This window comes from Nocardioides sp. Root240, from assembly GCF_001428825.1.
In the GTDB taxonomy this organism is placed as follows: Bacteria; Actinomycetota; Actinomycetes; order Propionibacteriales; family Nocardioidaceae; genus Nocardioides.
Window position 1 is genome coordinate 380,476 of sequence record NZ_LMIT01000001.1, and the last position, 15,421, is coordinate 395,896.

Genomic DNA, 15,421 nt, shown 5'->3' on the forward strand with positions numbered 1-15,421 from the left:
ATCGACCGGTGCGGGAAATGCAGAACGGGCGACCCGTGGCGGGTCGCCCGTTCAGGAAACTATTTCGTCGCTCGGCGCGTGCGGCCCCAAGGCGCGGCCGCGAAGGCGACCTTGGAAGCGGAGCGGTCGTCGAGCGGCCGCAACGCCGGGGACGCTCCGCCGAGCGGCGAAATCAGCGGCGCAGGCCGAGGCGCTCGACGATGGAGCGGTAACGCTCGATCTCGGTCTTCTTCAGGTAGTTGAGAAGGCGACGGCGCTGGCCGACGAGCAGGAGCAGGCCACGACGGCTGTGGTGGTCGTGCTTGTGCTTCTTGAGGTGCTCGGTGAGGTGGCTGATGCGGTGGCTCAGCAGCGCGATCTGCACCTCCGGCGAACCGGTGTCGCCCTCGGTCGTGGCGTACTCCGCGATGATCTGCTTCTTGGTCTCAGCGTCGGTTCCGACTGCCATGGGTTCTCCCTGGTTCGCTCGTTGCGCGGCGCCCCAGCCTGAGTTCCTGGAGCTCTCTTTGTCCGCGGCCGTCCTGACGGCAACCGGAGAAGATTATCAGCGGGCCGGTACGTCGGCCGAATCCTCGACCGCCGGGCCACCGTCGGGCAGCACGACCTCGGGCGCCGCCGCGAACGGGAAGGCCGGCAGGCGGGGCGGCGTCGGGCTGCTCCAGGCGTCCGGGTCCCGCTCCCAGAGGTCCGCGTCGCCGGGGCCGACCGGCAGCGGGAAGACGTTGAAGCGCGGGCTGCCGTTGCTCAGCCACGGGTAGACCCACGACATCCCGTCCTCCTCGATCCCGTCCTCCGACCCATCCTCCTCGGCCAGGCTGTCGTCGACCGACACCGCCCGCCCGTCGGCGGTGAAGAGCTGGACGCCGGTCAGCGGCCTGCCCTGCGCGTCGTAGGGGAACAGGTTGGTGAGCTGGACGCCGTCGTAGGACAGGCCGGGGAGCTCCTCACCCGCCCCCTCGGAGTACATGTCGTCAAGCACCTGGTCGGCCGTCGACCAGCGCGCCTTGTCGACCATCGGCGGGAGCAGGCAGACCGCGAGCACGTTGAGGCCGATCACCACGAGCCGCGCGGCGGCGTGGCCGCGCACCCGCGCGATCGCGCCGCGTCCGCGGCCGAGCTGGACGCTCCCGACGACGAGCAGCGCGAGGACCAGGGCCCAGCCGACGCCGTAGCTGACGTACGGATGGGCCATGTCCTGCAGCACCATCCAGGCCACCCAGGCACGCAGCACCCACCACGCCGGCTGCAGCGACTCGAGGAAGCCGCGCGGCGAGCCGGGCACCTTGTCGACCAGCTCGACCCAGGTACGTCGCGCTGCGTCGAGCAGCTCGCCGACGACGAGCGCCACCGGACGGCGCTCGCGGCGCGGCGCCATCACCGGCGCGAAGCCGGCGGCGGTCCGCAGCTCGACGGCGTACGACGCCGGATCGCCGAGGACCTGCTCCGCCGGCTCCGGGCCGTCGTGGTCCGCGAGTCGCTCGGACAGGTCGGCCCGCAGGCCGCCGACGAGCTCGTCGCGCTCCTCGGCGGTCAGGTCGGCGAGCCGGCGCTCGACCTCGGCGACGAAGGCGTCGACCTCGCCGCGGACCTCGAGCTTCATCGTGTCGTTCATGCGCGGGCCTCCTGGCCGGAAAGGAGCGTGGTGACGGCGGCGGAGAAGTGCAGCCAGTCCTCCGACTGGCGCTTGAGCTGGTCCCGGCCGCCCGGGGTGATGCCGTAGTACTTGCGGTGCGGGCCCTCGTCCGACGGCACGACGTACGACGTCAGCGCGCCCGCGGCGTAGAGCCGCCGCAGCGTGCCGTAGACCGAGGCGTCGCCGACGTCGCCGAGCCCGGCCGAACGGAGCCGGCGCAGGACGTCGTAGCCGTAGCCGTCCTCGTCCTCGACCACTGCGAGGACCGCCAGGTCGAGCACGCCCTTCAGGAGCTGGGTGGTGTCCATGCAGTGCACACTATTACGGATTGCGAACTAGTGTCGACAGCGGAGAACTCTCTGCGTGTCGGGGGCCGACCTGCGACGATGCGAGACGTGGCGGAACAGCGTGTGGGCGTGTGCAACCTGTGCGAGGCGACCTGCGGTCTCCTCCTGACCATCGACGCGGGCCGGGTGACGGGCGTGCGGGGCAACCCCGACGACCCGCTCTCGCGCGGGCACATCTGCCCGAAGGGCGTGGCGATCGGCGACATCCACGCCGACCCCGACCGCCTCCGCCGTCCGGTACGACGGATCGGCCGCGGTCCGGACGCACGCTGGGAGGAGATCGGCTGGGACGAGGCCCTCGACCTGGTCGCCGACCGGGTCGCCGCGACGATCAACGAGCACGGCGACGACGCGTTCGCGCTCTACCTCGGCAACCCCAACGCCCACAGCCTCGGCGCGCTCACCCACGGGATCGCGGTGGCGCAGTCCTTCCGCACCCGCAACAAGTACAGCGCGACCTCCGTCGACCAGCTCCCCCACCAGCTGATCGGCCACCTGCTCTACGGCCACCAGCTGCTGCTGCCGGTGCCCGACATCGACCGCACGTCCTACTTCCTCGTCTTCGGCGCGAACCCGATGGCGTCCAACGGCTCGCTGATGACGGTCCCGGACTTCCCGGGCCGCCTGCGCGAGCTGCAGGCCCGCGGCGGCCGGATGGTCGTGTTCGACCCGCGGCGCACCGAGACCGCACGGGTCGCCGACGAGCACCACTTCGTGCGTCCCGGCACGGACGCCTGGGTGCTGCTGGCGATGCTGCACACGCTCTTCGCCGAGGGCCTGACCCGCCCGCCGTCGTACGTCGACGGCCTGGACGCGGTCGAGCGGGCCCTCGCCGACTTCACCCCCGCCGCGGCCGAGCAGGCCAGCGGCGTCCCGGCCGACGTGATCGTCCGGATCGCCCGCGAGCTCGCGGCGGCGGACGGCGCGGCGGCGTACGGGCGGATGGGCGTGTCCACCCAGGAGTTCGGCCTGGTCTGCCAGTGGGCGGTCCAGCTGCTCAACCTGGTCACCGGCAACACCGACCGGGTCGGCGGCGCGATGCTCACCTCCCCCGCGATCGACGCCGTCGGCCGCGGGCTGCTCGGCCGCGGGCACTACGACAAGTTCCGGTCACGGGTGCGCCAGGCGCCGGAGTTCGGCGGGGAGCTGCCGGTGTCGGTGCTGCGTGAGGAGATCGAGACGCCCGGCGAGGGCCAGGTCCGCACGCTTCTCACGATCGCCGGGAACCCGGTGCTCTCGACACCCGACGGCGGTGCGCTCGACAAGGCCCTCGAGGGCCTCGACTTCTGCGTCGCCGTGGACATCTACCTCAACGAGACGACCCGGCACGCCGACGTGATCCTCCCGCCGACCACGCTCCTCGAGCGCGACCACTACGACCTGCCGTTCCACGTGCTGGCGGTGCGCGACACCGCCCGCTTCACGCCGGCGACCTTCCCGAAGGACCGCGACCAGCGGCACGACTGGGAGATCTTCCGCGACCTCTACGTCCGCGTCCAGCGACGCCTGGACCGCAAGCCGCCGCTGAAGCGGCGCCTGGCGACCGAGGCGCGGCTGCGGCTCAGCCCGACCTTCATCGTCGGGATGCTGCTGCGCACCGGGAAGTCGGGCGTCACGATCAGCCAGCTGCGCAAGCACCCGGAAGGCGTCGACATCGGGGCGCTGCGTCCTGGCCAGCTGCCGGGCCGGTTGTTCACCAGGAGCAAGCGGATCGCGGCCCTCCCGGGCCTCGTCTCCGACGACCTCTCACGGCTGCGCGCGCAGGAGCTGCCGACGGGCGACGAGCTGCTGCTGATCGGCCGTCGCCACCAGCGCGACTGCAACTCGTGGATGCACAACACCGACCGACTCACGAAGGGCAAGCCGCGCCACCACCTGCTGATGCACCCGGCCGACCTCGCCGCCCGCGGGCTCGTCGACGGCACCGTGGTCACCGTGACCTCGCGCGTCGGCAAGGTCGAGGTCGAGGTGCAGGCGACCGAGGACATGATGCCCGGTGTGGTGTCCCTGCCCCACGGCTACGGCCACCAGCGTGAGGGCGTGCGGCTCGGCATCGCGACCGGCGTCGTCGGGGTCTCCATCAACGACCTCACCGACCCCGAGCGGATGGACGTGTCGGGCAATGCGGCGCTGTCCGGAGTGCCGGTCACCGTTTCCTAGGTCGTGACCTGGATGGACGTCACCGTTCCCGCCGGCCCCGGTCTGCCCGGCGGCCTGGTCATCCCCGACACCGAGCTGGTCGAGCGCTTCTCCCGCTCCCCCGGCCCGGGCGGGCAGTCCGTCAACACGACGGACTCGCGCGTCGAGCTTGCCTGGGACCCGGCAGCCTCGGGCGTCCTCGACGACCACCAGCGCTCCCGGCTGGTCGCGCGCACCGACGGACCGCTCGTCGTCGTCGCGCACGAGCACCGCTCCCAGCACCGCAACCGCGCCGCTGCCCGGGAACGGCTGGCCGCGCGGGTGCGCGAGCTGCTCGCTCCCCCACCGCCGCCGCGGCGGGCCACCAAGCCGACCCGCGGGTCGAAGGAGCGCAGGCTCGACGCCAAGCGCCAGCGCGGGCAGACCAAGCAGCTGCGCGGGCGGGTGCAGGACTGACGGTCCTCAGCCGACGGTCACCGGGTGCCGCACGACCGCGTCGAAGAAGTAGCCGTTGGGGTTGAAGGTCGCGACGTCGGGCTGCGTGCGGCCGTGCAGGTCGGTCGCGCGCGCCAGCAGCTCGTGCCGCCCGGCCCGCGGCGCGTGCCAGGTGTGCGTCCACCGGGCCCAGCCGTGTCCCTCGGTACGACGCCCGGGCGCCGGACGCAGCCGGGCCCGCTCCCACGTCGTACCGCCGTCGGTGCTGACGTCGACCCGTGCGATCGGAGCCGCGCCGGACCACGACCGGCCGGTCAGCACCGCGGTGCGGCCCGCCGGCAGCTGCGCGTCGCGTGGCAGCTCCCAGGCCGAGCGCACCGGGTTGACGCCGAGCGGGCCACCGATGTTGTACCAGCGCGTGTTCCACGGCGAGGTCAGCTCGGACGTCGACACCTCGAGCTCGCCGAGCCACTTGATGCTGGCGATGCCGACCCAGCCGGGCAGCACCAGGCGGAGCGGGAAGCCGTGGTCGGGCAGCAGCGGCTCGCCGTCGATGCCCCACGCGAGCAACGCGTCGTCGAGCGCCTTGGCGATCGGGAACGGGCGCCGCACCCGGCCGAGGTTCTCGCCCTTGTCGACGTACTCGTCGTCGAGGCCGGCCCCCTGCACGGACACCGCGTCGGGCCGCAGGCCGGCGAAGCGCAGCACGTCCCGCAGGCGCACGCCCTCCCACGTGACGGTGCCGACGGCGCCGAGCGTCCACGGCGTCCCCGAGGCCTTGGTGCCCTGCTGGGTGTCGAAGAAGCTGCGGCCGTTGCCGGTGCACTCGTGGACCGAGGTCCACGCGACCGTGCGGAAGCGCCGCTTCAGGTCCGCCAGACCGAGGGTCACGCCGGCCGGGTCGGTCAGCCCGTCGCCGAACACCCGCAACCGGTACGACGACGCGTCGATCTGCGGCGTCCGCGTGTGGTTGCGCACGAACAGCCGCTCCTGCGGTGTCGCGTACCGGTGCGGGTCGACGGAGTCCCACCGGGTCTCGGCATTGGTGCCGTAGCCGACGAACCACTCGGGCGGCAGCGGCTTCTGGATCGCGGGCGCGCCGGCCCAGGCCCGCGGGGCGGGACCGAGCAGCTGGCCCACCCCCACGGTCGCGAGACCGGCGAGCGGGACTCCGAGGACCGAGCGACGTCGCAGCGCGTTCTCCATGCAGGCGATATTAACATCATCGACTTACTACATTTAAGAACCGAGCGTCGTGCAGAGAAGGTCGACGTAGCCGTCGTGGTCCGCGCGCACGGCCACCGAGGTCCGCCCTCGACGCTCGTCGACCTCGGCGGCGAACCGCGTGGCGCCGTACCGGACCGGGTCGGTGCGCTCGACCTGCACGGTGGCCCGCAAGGTCGTCAGCAGCCCCGGGGCGACGAGCGCGGCGACCGCGAGCGGGTCGTGCAGCGGCGCTCCCCCGGCCGCCGCCATCGACGGGTCGCGTCGGTACCACTCGATCCGGGCATCGACGAGGTCCGCCGTCGCGCGGGCCGCGGGCGTCCCGAGCCTCCGGAGCCGGGCCACGTCGGCGGCGGTGAGGGGCGCGGAGAAGGTCGCGTCCATGGTCACCAGCAGCACGTCGCGGAAGGGCGCGGCGAGCACGTCGGCCGCGGCCTCGGGGTCGCACCACACGTTGCGCTCGGCGTACGGCGTGACGCCGGCCCGCTGGTGGGCGCCGCCGAGCACGACCAGGCGCCCGACCGAGCCGGTGATCGAGCGATCGGCGGCCAGCGCCGCGGCCAGGTTGGTCAACGGCCCCGTGGCCACCACCGCGACCGGCTCGGTGGCGGCCCGCAGCGTGGCGACCAGCCACTCGACCGCCTCGGTGCCCGCGGCCGACACGGGCGCCGGCAGGTCGAGGGTGGGCGGCAGGTCGTCGCGCCCGCTGGGCAACGGCGTGAGCCGCGGCCGGACCGGCTCGTTGCGCCCCGGGTGGACGCCGACGCTCGCACCCCGGCCGACCAGGTCCAGGACCCGCAGCGTGTTGTCGGTCGTGTGCCGCACGTCGTGGTTGCCCCAGCTGGTGGTCACCCCGAGCAGGTCGAGCCCGGGGTGCAGTGCCGCGAGCAGGATCGCGACGGCGTCGTCGGTCCCGGTGTCGCAGTCGAGCACCACCGGGACCCGGGTCATGCGCGGTCCTCGTCAGCAGGGTCGGCGTCGCGCAGCGACCGGTAGGCGACCCGCGCACTGACCGCCCGCTCGAGCTCGCGGATCACCACCGAGAAGAACTGGCGGCGGTAGAGCTCGTCGGTGACGGCGTACACCGTGAAGTAGAGGCCGCTGAAGGCGGCGAGGAAGGTCGAGACGCGGAGCAGCTCGAGGCTGAGTCGCTCGCCGAACACGTGGCCGATGGGGCCGTCGAGGGCGTGCACGGGGTGGGCCAGCCACAGCTCGAGCACCTCGGGCTCCATCGCGACCAGCCCGAACACGATGAAGAAGGCGAAGACCGCCAGCGCGAGCAGCAGCACCTGGACCGCCTGGGCCACCAGGAGGACCAGCACCAGGTTGGCCTTCTGGAGGCCGGCCACCTCGGCGTCGACCGCACCGACCTTGTCGACGCGGTCGGCGATCCTGCGCGCGGCCGGCTCGAGCGGCGTCCCCGCACAGGCCTCGATCAGCTGCTGCGCCTCGACCTCGTCGTCGACGCTGTCGAGCTCCTCCGGAAGCCGGGTCAGCAGGAAGCCGATCGCGATCGCCGCGAACAGCAGCACCGTCACCCACAGCACTCCGCCGTCGAGGCTCGCCGCGACCTGCCACACCTCGGTGTTGATGAACAGGAAGGTGATGAACAGCAGCAGCAGCGGCAGGGCACGCGTGACGAGGGGCAGCATCAGCCCCATCGAGCGGAAGGTACGACGGACCGCCCACCCCACGATGAGCCAGGCCCGGAGCACGGCCACGGCGTAGACGGCGAGCACGACGCCGAACACGGTCAGCGCCGCACCGAGCGCCGAGGCCACCCCCAGCCAGAGCCCGGTGCCGAGGCCGGCGACGGCCGCCAGCACGACGGCCACCGCGACGGCCGGGACCAGCCGGCCGCTGCGGAGGCCACGCGCGACCGCGGCGCGGTAGTCGTCGACGAAGTAGGGCAGGCCGTGCTCGACGAACCACCGCTCGGCGGCGGCGAGGTCGTCCGGCGCTGCCACGTCAGTCCGCGAGGATGGTCCGTGCGCGGGCCACGTCGCCGGACATCGCCACGAGCAGGTCGTCGATCGAGTCGAAGCGCACCATCCCGCGCAGCCGCTCGACGAACTCCACCTCGACCTCGTGGCCGTAGAGCTGGAGGTCGGTGCGGTCGAGCACGTACGACTCCACCCGCCGCTCCCGCTCCCCCGCGAAGGTCGGGTTCGTGCCCACGCTGATCGCCGCCGGGTACGTCGAGCCGGCGTCGGGCCCGTCGAGCACGGTCAGCCGGCCGGCGTACACGCCGTCGGCGGGGGCGGCCGCGCCCGGGCGGACCGGCACGTTGGCCGTCGGGTAGCCGAGCTCGCGGCCGCGCTTGTCGCCCTCGACGACGACCCCCCGCGTGGTGAACGAGCGGCCGAGCGCCTCGGCGGCGCCGGTCACGTCGCCCGCGGCCAGGCAGGTGCGCACGTAGGTCGAGGACCAGACCTGAGGTCCGCCGTCGAGGCTGACCTCCTCGAGCACGAAGTCGTGGTCGCGGCCGGCCTCACGCAGCAGGTTGCAGTCGCCGGCGGCCCGGTTGCCGAAGCGGAAGTTCGCGCCCACGACGACCGCCCGCACGTGCAGGGTGTCGAGCAGGATGCGCTGGATGAACTCCGCCGGCGTCCACGACGCGATCTCGCGGGAGAAGGGGATGACGAGCACGTCGTCGACCCCGGCCTCTCCGAGCAGCCGGAGCCGCTCGTCGATCGTGGTCAGCGTCGGCGGCGCGTGCTCCGGGCGCAGCACCGCGATCGGGTGGGGGTCGAAGGTCACGGCGACCACGTGGTCGACGCCGACCTCGCCGGCCACCTCACGGGCCCGCCGGACGACGTGCTGGTGCCCCAGGTGCATGCCGTCGAAGTTGCCGATCGTCACCACCGTGCGGCCGAGGTCGGCCGGTACGTCGGAGAAGTCACGCCACACTCGCACGGCGGCAACTCTCCCACATCGGCCCCACCAGCCCCGAAGGCGGATCGGCCTCAGCCTCACCCGACGAAGACGGCCGCGGGCTTCGCCGTACCGCCGGCGGGCTGGTAGAGCGCGAGGAACTCCCCGTCGGGCGCGAACACTCCGGTCAGCTCGTCGATCGCCAGCGGCAGCGGACGGCCGTAGCGGACGGCCTGCGCCTGCTCCTCGTCGAGGTCGAGCGCCGGGAAGCTCGCCCGCGCCGCGACGGCCAGCGGGGTCACGTCGAGGTGCTCGAGGTCCTCGTTGGCGCCGTCGAGCGTGAACGGCCCGACGGCGGTACGACGCAGCGCTGTCAGGTGACCGCCCACGCCGAGGGCGGCCCCGACGTCGCGCGCGATGGCGCGGATGTAGGTGCCGCTCGAGCAGCGGACCGTGATGTCGACGTCGACGAACTCCCCCACGACCCGCTGGTCGTGGACGGTCAGCTCGTGGACGGTCACCGGACGCGCCTTGAGCTCGACCTCCTCGCCGTCGCGCACGCGCTGGTAGGCCCGCTTGCCGTCGACCTTGATCGCACTGACCGCGGTCGGCACCTGGAGGATGTCGCCGACCTGCTCCTCGAACGCGCCGGCGACGACCGCAGGCTGGAGGTGCCCGGCGGGCGTCGCCGCGACGAGCTCGCCCTCGGCGTCGTCGGTGGTCGTCGTCGCGCCGAGCCGGACCGTGGCGTCGTAGCCCTTCTCGGTCAGCATCAGGTGGCCGAGCAGCCGGGTGGCGCGCTCGACGCCGATGACCAGCACGCCGGTCGCCATCGGGTCCAGGGTGCCGGCGTGGCCGACCTTCCGGGTGCCGAGGGTACGGCGGACGCGGGCCACGACCGCGTGCGACGTCAGACCGGCGGGCTTGTCGACGACGACCAGCCCGGACGGGACGGTGGACACGAGGGGATCAGTCCTCGACGTCCTCGTCGAGGTCCGGGGCGGCCTCGCGCGGCTTCTTGTACGGGTCGGCCTCGCCGGCCGGCTGCGCGCCCTCGCGGGCAGCGGCGACGGCGGCGTCGGCCTCACGGGCCTTGGCCAGCACCTCGTCGAGGTGGCGGGCGATCTCGGGGACGCCGTCGAACTCGAACGCGAGCGACGGGACGTGGCGCATGCCGAGCTGCTTGCCGACCTCGGAGCGGAGCATGCCCTTGGCCGACTCCAGCGCCTCCGCGGTCGCCTGCTGGTCGGCGTCCTCGCCGAGGACGGTGTAGTAGATGGTGGCGTTCTGCGCGTCACCGGTGAGGCGGACCTCTGTCACGGTGACGAAGCCGAGCCGCGGGTCCTTGATGCGACGCTCGAGCATCTCGGCGACGATCACCTGGATCCGGTCGGCGATCTTGCGCACGCGCGGGCTGGCCATGAGTCAGTTCCTATCAGTTGAACGGCTGTGCCGTCCGCCCCGGGTGGGACGGACGGCACAGCGCGGATGGTGCTGGTGGAGCAGGTCAGCCCCGCGGGATTTCCTTCATCTCGAAGGCCTCCACGATGTCGCCCTCCTTGATGTCCTGGAAGTTCCTGAGCACGAGACCGCACTCGAAGCCTTCCCGGACCTCGGACGCGTCGTCCTTCTCCCGCTTGAGCGAGGCCAGGTCGAGGTTGTCCGCGATGACGGCACCGTCGCGCAGGACGCGCACCTTGGCGTTGCGTCGGATGACACCACCGATGACCATGCAGCCCGCGATGTTGCCGATCTTCGACGAGCGGAAGATCGCACGGATCTCCGCCTGGCCGAGGGTCTGCTCCTCGTACTCCGGCTTGAGCATGCCCTTGAGGGCCGCCTCGATCTCCTCGATCGCCTGGTAGATGACCGAGTAGTAGCGGATCTCGACGCCTTCCTTCTCGGCCATCTGACCCGCCTTGCCCTGCGGCCGGACGTTGAAGCCGATGATGATCGCGTCGGACGCAGCGGCCAGGTCGACGTTGGTCTCGGTGATCGCACCGACACCGCGGTCGATGACCCGGAGGCTGACCTCCTCGCCCACGTCGATCTGCGCGAGGGCGTCCTCGAGGGCCTCGACCGAACCGGACACGTCGCCCTTGAGGATGAGGTTGAGCTCCTGGCTCTCGCCCTTCTCCATGGAGGCCATGAAGTCCTCGAGGGTACGACGCACGCGGCGCTTGGCCTGCAGGGCGGCACGCTCGCGCGCCTCCCGCTTCTCGGCGATCTGGCGCGCCATCCGGTCGTCCTCGACGACGAGGAAGTTCTGGCCGGCGCCCGGGACGGACGAGAGGCCGAGAACCATCGCCGGACGGGCCGGGTCGGCCTCGGTCAGCTCGTTGCCGTGCTCGTCGAGCATCGCGCGGACCCGGCCGTGGGCCGGACCGGCGACGATCGAGTCACCGACGCGCAGCGTGCCGCGCTGGACCAGCACCGTGGCGACCGGACCGCGACCGCGGTCGAGGTGCGCCTCGATGACCAGGCCCTGGGCGTCCTGGACCGGGTTGGCCCGTAGGTCCAGGGACGCGTCGGCGGTGAGCACGATCGCCTCGAGCAGCTTGTCGAGGTTGAGGCCGGCCTTGGCCGAGACGTCGACGAACATCGAGTCGCCGCCGTACTCCTCGGGCACGAGGCCGTACTCGGAGAGCTGGCCACGGACCTTCGTCGGGTCGGCCGACTCCTTGTCGATCTTGTTGACCGCGACCACGATCGGGACGTTGGCCGCCCGGGCGTGGTTGAGCGCCTCGACCGTCTGCGGCATGACGCCGTCGTCGGCCGCGACCACCAGGACGGCGATGTCGGTCGCCTGCGCACCACGGGCACGCATCGAGGTGAACGCCTCGTGACCGGGGGTGTCGATGAAGGTGATGCGACGGTCGTTGCCGTCGACCTCGGTGTGGACCTGGTAGGCACCGATGTGCTGGGTGATGCCACCGGCCTCGCCGGCCACGACGTTGGCGTCGCGGAGCGCGTCGAGGAGCTTGGTCTTTCCGTGGTCGACGTGACCCATGACGGTGACGACCGGCGGCCGGATGACCAGGTCCTCCTCGCCGCCCTCGTCGGCGCCGAACTCGAGGTCGAAGGTCTCCAGCAGCTCGCGGTCCTCGTCCTCCGGGGAGACGACCTCGACGACGTAGTTGAGCTCGTCACCGAGCAGCTCGAGCGTCTCGTCGCCCACCGACTGGGTGGCCGTGACCATCTCGCCGAGGTGGAAGAGCATCTGCACGAGCGACGCGGCGTCGACGCCGATCTTCTCGGCGAAGTCCGTCAGGGACGAGCCACGCGCCAGGCGAACGGTCTCGCCGTTGCCCTTGCGGACCCGCATGCCGCCGATCGTCGGGGCCTCCATGGCCTCGAACTCCTGGCGACGCGCCCGCTTCGACTTGCGACCACGACGCGCCGGACCGCCGGGGCGACCGAAGGCACCCTGGGTCTGGCCACGCTGACCGGGACGGCCACCGCCACCGGGACGACCACCGCCGGCGGGGCCGAAGCCGCCGCCACCGGGACGACCGGCACCGGGCGCACCGGCACCGGCGCCACCGCGACCGGGGGCACCGGCACGACCGGGGGCACCACCGGGGCGACCCGGACCACCGGGACCACGACCGGGGCCACCGGGGCCACGGCCACCGGGGCCCTGGCCGAAGGCGGCCGGGGACTTCGGCATCATCGCCGGGTTGGGGCGCGGCATGCCCGGGCGCGGAGCGCCACCGGCACCAGCCGGCGGGCGCGGGCCGGCCGGACCGGCCTCGCCCTCACGCGGCGGCGGGGAGGGACGACGACCCATGCCCTGGCTGGGCGCGAACGGGTTGTTGCCGGGACGCGGGGTGCCACCGGGCTTGCCGACCGGACGCGGAGCCGGAGCGGCACCGGGCGCCTTCGGGGTCGGCGGCTTCGGGCCGGCAGGCTTCGCCGGGGCCGGAGCGGACGCGGCGGCAGCCGGCGCCTCGGGAGCGGCCGGAGCCGGAGTCGGCTCGGGCTCGGCCGCGGGCGCCTTCGGGCCCGGACGCGGACCCGGACGCGGGCCGGCCGGCTTGTCGGCAACGGGAGCGGCCGGGGCGGCGGGCGCCTCGGCAGCAGGGGCGGCGGGAGCCTCGGCGGCGGGGGCCGCGGGGGCCTCCGGAGCGGGGGCAGCAGCAGCCTTCTTGGCGGGCGCCGGCTTCGGCGCCGCCTTGGCGGGCTCGGCCGGGGCGTCGCCGCCGGGCGACATCTTGGCGAGCAGCTCGGCGCCGTAGGTCGCCTCGAACTTCTTCACGGCAGGGAGCTCGATGCTGGAGGACGCCGTCTTGGCGAACTCACCGATCGCGCTCAGCTTCTCCAGCGCTTCCTTGCTGGGGATGCCGTACTGCTTCGCGAGTTCGGAAACTCGGGTCTTGGCCACAATTCTCCTTCTGGCCCGGACCCGGGGTGGATCTCAGACCAATGATGGGTGGTGCAGAACGAACTGGCTCATCGCGAGGTACTCATCGAGTGCTCATGAGCTGTTGCTCCAGTCTCTGTCGGTCGGATCGGTCCGCGAGGCGACGTACTCCCCCACCGGCACGCTGGACAGCCCACCCGCGCCCGGAGCGATCCGGAGCGCGCGGGAGAAGGCTTTCCGCCGCACCGCGAGGTCGTAGCAACCGGGTGTGGGGTGCAGGTGCGCTCCACGCCCCGGTGCGGTGCCGTCGGGATCGGGGACGACGGCCGGTTGGCCATCGGCACCCGAGCCGGCGGTCACCCGCAACAACTCGCGCTTGGCGGCCCGCTCCCGGCATCCGACGCAGGTCCGGACGGGTCCCGCTGTCGGGAGGACGTCAGGGCGTGCAGGGGATTTCAGTCGGTGGGCCACCGAGCGACAACTCTACCGCTCCTGCGGTCAGGATCACGAACCGGCACTGCCGCGCGGGGCGCTCAGGCCTCTTCGTCGGAGTGGATGTCGATGCGCCAGCCGGTCAGTCGCGCCGCCAGGCGGGCGTTCTGGCCCTCCTTGCCGATGGCGAGCGACAGCTGGAAGTCGGGGACGACGACGCGCGCCGACTTCGCCGCCTCGTCGACCACCGTGACCGACTGCACCTGCGCCGGCGAGAGCGCGTGGGCGACCAGCGTGGCCGGGTCGTCGGACCAGTCGACGATGTCGATCTTCTCGCCGCCGAGCTCGGCCATCACGTTGCGGACCCGCTGGCCCATCGGGCCGATGCAGGCGCCCTTGGCGTTGACGCCCGAGACGGTCGAGTGGACCGCGATCTTGGTCCGGTGGCCCGACTCACGCGCGATCGCGGCGATCTCGACGGTGCCGTCGGCAATCTCGGGGACCTCGAGCGCGAACAGCTTCTTCACCAGGCTCGGGTGCGAGCGCGACAGCGTGATCTGCGGGCCACGCATGCCCTTGCGGACCGAGACCACCAGGCACTTGATGCGCGTGCCGTGGCTGTAGTCCTCGCCCGGCACCCGCTCGCTGGCGGGCAGCTGGGCCTCGACCTTGCCGAGGTCGACGAGCACGTCGTCGGGGTTGCGGCCCTGCTGGATGATGCCCGAGACGATGTCGCCCTCCTTGCCGGAGAACTCACCGAACTTGATCTCGTCCTCGGCGTCGCGCAGGCGCTGCAGCATGATCTGCTTCGCGGTCGTCGCGGCGATCCGGCCGAAGTCGGCGGGCGTGTCGTCGTACTCGCCGACCTTGTTGCCCTCGGCGTCGAGCTCGACGGCGAGCACGCTGACGTGGCCGGTCTTGCGGTTCAGCTCGACGCGTGCCTGCGCCGAGGAGCCCTCGGTCTTGTGGTAAGCGGTGAGGAGGGCCTGCTCGATCGCCTCGACGAGGACGTCGAACTTGATCTCCTTCTCGCGCTCCAGCGTCCGGAGGATGCTGAGGTCGATGTCCATCAGTCGGCGTCCTTGTCTTCTTCGCGTGCCTTGCGGTTGAACTCGATCTGGACGAGCGCCTTGCGCACGTCCGTGTAGGGGATGCGGCGCTCCGCGCCGTCCACGGCCACGTCGACACCCTCGTCGTCCGAGCCGCCGATGCGGCCCGTGATCGTCGAGTCGTCGGCCAGGGTCACCTTGACCAGGCGGTCCTCGTTGCGCCGCCAGTGCCGCGGCAGGGTCAGCGGCCGGTCCACGCCACGGGAGGTGACCTCCAGGGTGTACGGCAGCTCGCCCATCACGTCGGAGCCCCCGTCGGCACCGTCGGCCTCGAGGACCGCGTCGATCACCTTGGTGGCCGCGGCCACGTCGTCGAGCGTCGGCCCGCCGTCGGTGTCGACCGCGACCCGCAGCACCCGCCGCTTGCCTGCCGGAGTGATCTCGACCGCCTCGACGTCGAGGCCGAGCTCGGCGAGCGGTCCGGTGAGAACCTCCTCGATCCGCTCGGCTGTCGCGCGCTGAGCGCCCTGGCCCGAACCCATGAGAGTCCTCCCGTGTCCTGTTGTGGCTGTGCCCGTCAACGATAGCGGGTGGGGATAGGGTTCCCCGGTGCCCGCTGCCCCCTTCCCGCTGACGCGCCGCGCCGTGGTCACCGGCGGGCTCGCCGGAGCCGCGCTGGCGCTGACCGGGTGCGACGCGATCGGCGGCGTCCTGGACGGCGACGAGAGCCCGGGCGTGTCGGGTGCCGTCACCCCCACCGCCCCCGCCGTGGATGCCGACAGCGACCTGGTCACCTCGGTCCTGTCCTCCCTCCACGCGGCCGCCGCGCTCGCCACCGCCGTCGGTACGACGGTCCCCGCGCTCGCCCCGGTCGCCACTCCCTTCGCCCGCCTGCACGACGCGCACGTCGACCGGCTCCGCGGGG

The 15,421-nt window shown here is 72.6% G+C and carries 16 protein-coding genes; 3 read left to right on the forward strand and 13 right to left on the reverse strand.

Annotation, left to right across the window (positions count from 1 at the left end; translation table 11 throughout):
* Positions 1–172: 172 nt before the first annotated feature.
* From rpsO to ASE20_RS01790, 3 genes are all read right to left on the reverse strand, one after another.
* A complete protein-coding gene (rpsO, locus tag ASE20_RS01780; RefSeq protein WP_056892802.1) occupies positions 173–448 on the reverse strand; it encodes a 30S ribosomal protein S15 in 276 nt (91 codons plus the stop codon).
* A 96-nt stretch (positions 449–544) separates the two neighbouring features.
* Complete coding sequence (locus tag ASE20_RS01785) at positions 545–1,612, reverse strand: HAAS signaling domain-containing protein (RefSeq protein ID WP_056892803.1); 1,068 nt, start codon at positions 1,610–1,612, stop codon at positions 545–547.
* Entirely contained in the window at positions 1,609–1,941 is a 333-nt protein-coding gene (locus ASE20_RS01790) for a PadR family transcriptional regulator (protein ID WP_056892804.1), read from the reverse strand. Before ASE20_RS01790 ends, ASE20_RS01785 begins: the two co-directional genes overlap by 4 nt.
* 87 nt (positions 1,942–2,028) lie before the next feature.
* On the opposite strand from ASE20_RS01790, the gene ASE20_RS01795 reads away from it, so the two are divergent.
* Positions 2,029–4,140, forward strand: a complete 2,112-nt coding sequence (locus tag ASE20_RS01795) for a molybdopterin-dependent oxidoreductase (protein ID WP_225869002.1) — start codon at positions 2,029–2,031, stop codon at positions 4,138–4,140.
* 12 nt (positions 4,141–4,152) lie between these two features.
* Positions 4,153–4,575 (forward strand): alternative ribosome rescue aminoacyl-tRNA hydrolase ArfB, encoded by a 423-nt coding sequence (arfB, locus tag ASE20_RS01800; protein WP_056892806.1) that lies wholly within the window; start codon positions 4,153–4,155, stop codon positions 4,573–4,575.
* Between the two features lie 6 nt (positions 4,576–4,581).
* Here arfB and ASE20_RS01805 read toward each other — a convergent pair whose 3' ends face one another.
* The 10 genes from ASE20_RS01805 to rimP all read right to left on the reverse strand — a co-directional run bounded on the left by ASE20_RS01805 (position 4,582) and on the right by rimP (position 15,038).
* Positions 4,582–5,760 carry a molybdopterin-dependent oxidoreductase gene (locus ASE20_RS01805; protein ID WP_056892807.1) on the reverse strand — a complete coding sequence of 393 codons (1,179 nt, stop codon included), beginning with the start codon at positions 5,758–5,760 and terminating at the stop codon, positions 4,582–4,584.
* Between the two features lie 33 nt (positions 5,761–5,793).
* On the reverse strand, positions 5,794–6,729 hold the full coding sequence (locus tag ASE20_RS01810; protein WP_056892808.1) for a nucleoside hydrolase: 936 nt from the start codon (positions 6,727–6,729) through the stop codon (positions 5,794–5,796).
* On the reverse strand, positions 6,726–7,745 hold the full coding sequence (locus tag ASE20_RS01815; protein ID WP_056892809.1) for a hypothetical protein: 1,020 nt from the start codon (positions 7,743–7,745) through the stop codon (positions 6,726–6,728). Before ASE20_RS01815 ends, ASE20_RS01810 begins: the two co-directional genes overlap by 4 nt.
* A 1-nt stretch (position 7,746) precedes the next feature.
* Positions 7,747–8,694 carry a bifunctional riboflavin kinase/FAD synthetase gene (locus ASE20_RS01820; RefSeq protein WP_056892810.1) on the reverse strand — a complete coding sequence of 316 codons (948 nt, stop codon included), beginning with the start codon at positions 8,692–8,694 and terminating at the stop codon, positions 7,747–7,749.
* 56 nt (positions 8,695–8,750) lie between these two features.
* A complete protein-coding gene (truB, locus tag ASE20_RS01825; protein ID WP_056892811.1) occupies positions 8,751–9,614 on the reverse strand; it encodes a tRNA pseudouridine(55) synthase TruB in 864 nt (287 codons plus the stop codon).
* A gap of 7 nt (positions 9,615–9,621) precedes the next feature.
* Positions 9,622–10,074, reverse strand: coding sequence for a 30S ribosome-binding factor RbfA (gene rbfA, locus ASE20_RS01830; protein WP_056892812.1), 453 nt, complete (start codon positions 10,072–10,074; stop codon positions 9,622–9,624).
* Between the two features lie 85 nt (positions 10,075–10,159).
* Positions 10,160–13,036, reverse strand: coding sequence for a translation initiation factor IF-2 (infB, locus tag ASE20_RS01835; RefSeq protein WP_056892813.1), 2,877 nt, complete (start codon positions 13,034–13,036; stop codon positions 10,160–10,162).
* Between the two features lie 93 nt (positions 13,037–13,129).
* Positions 13,130–13,486, reverse strand: coding sequence for a YlxR family protein (locus tag ASE20_RS24160; protein WP_082612057.1), 357 nt, complete (start codon positions 13,484–13,486; stop codon positions 13,130–13,132).
* Positions 13,487–13,548: 62 nt separating this feature from the next.
* On the reverse strand, positions 13,549–14,517 hold the full coding sequence (nusA, locus tag ASE20_RS01840) for a transcription termination factor NusA (protein ID WP_056892814.1): 969 nt from the start codon (positions 14,515–14,517) through the stop codon (positions 13,549–13,551).
* Positions 14,517–15,038 carry a ribosome maturation factor RimP gene (gene rimP / locus ASE20_RS01845; RefSeq protein WP_056892815.1) on the reverse strand — a complete coding sequence of 174 codons (522 nt, stop codon included), beginning with the start codon at positions 15,036–15,038 and terminating at the stop codon, positions 14,517–14,519. Before rimP ends, nusA begins: the two co-directional genes overlap by 1 nt.
* A 67-nt stretch (positions 15,039–15,105) precedes the next feature.
* Here rimP and ASE20_RS25220 point away from each other — a divergent pair.
* The coding region (locus ASE20_RS25220) for a hypothetical protein (protein WP_200952676.1) at positions 15,106–15,421 on the forward strand (316 nt) is incomplete at its 3' end.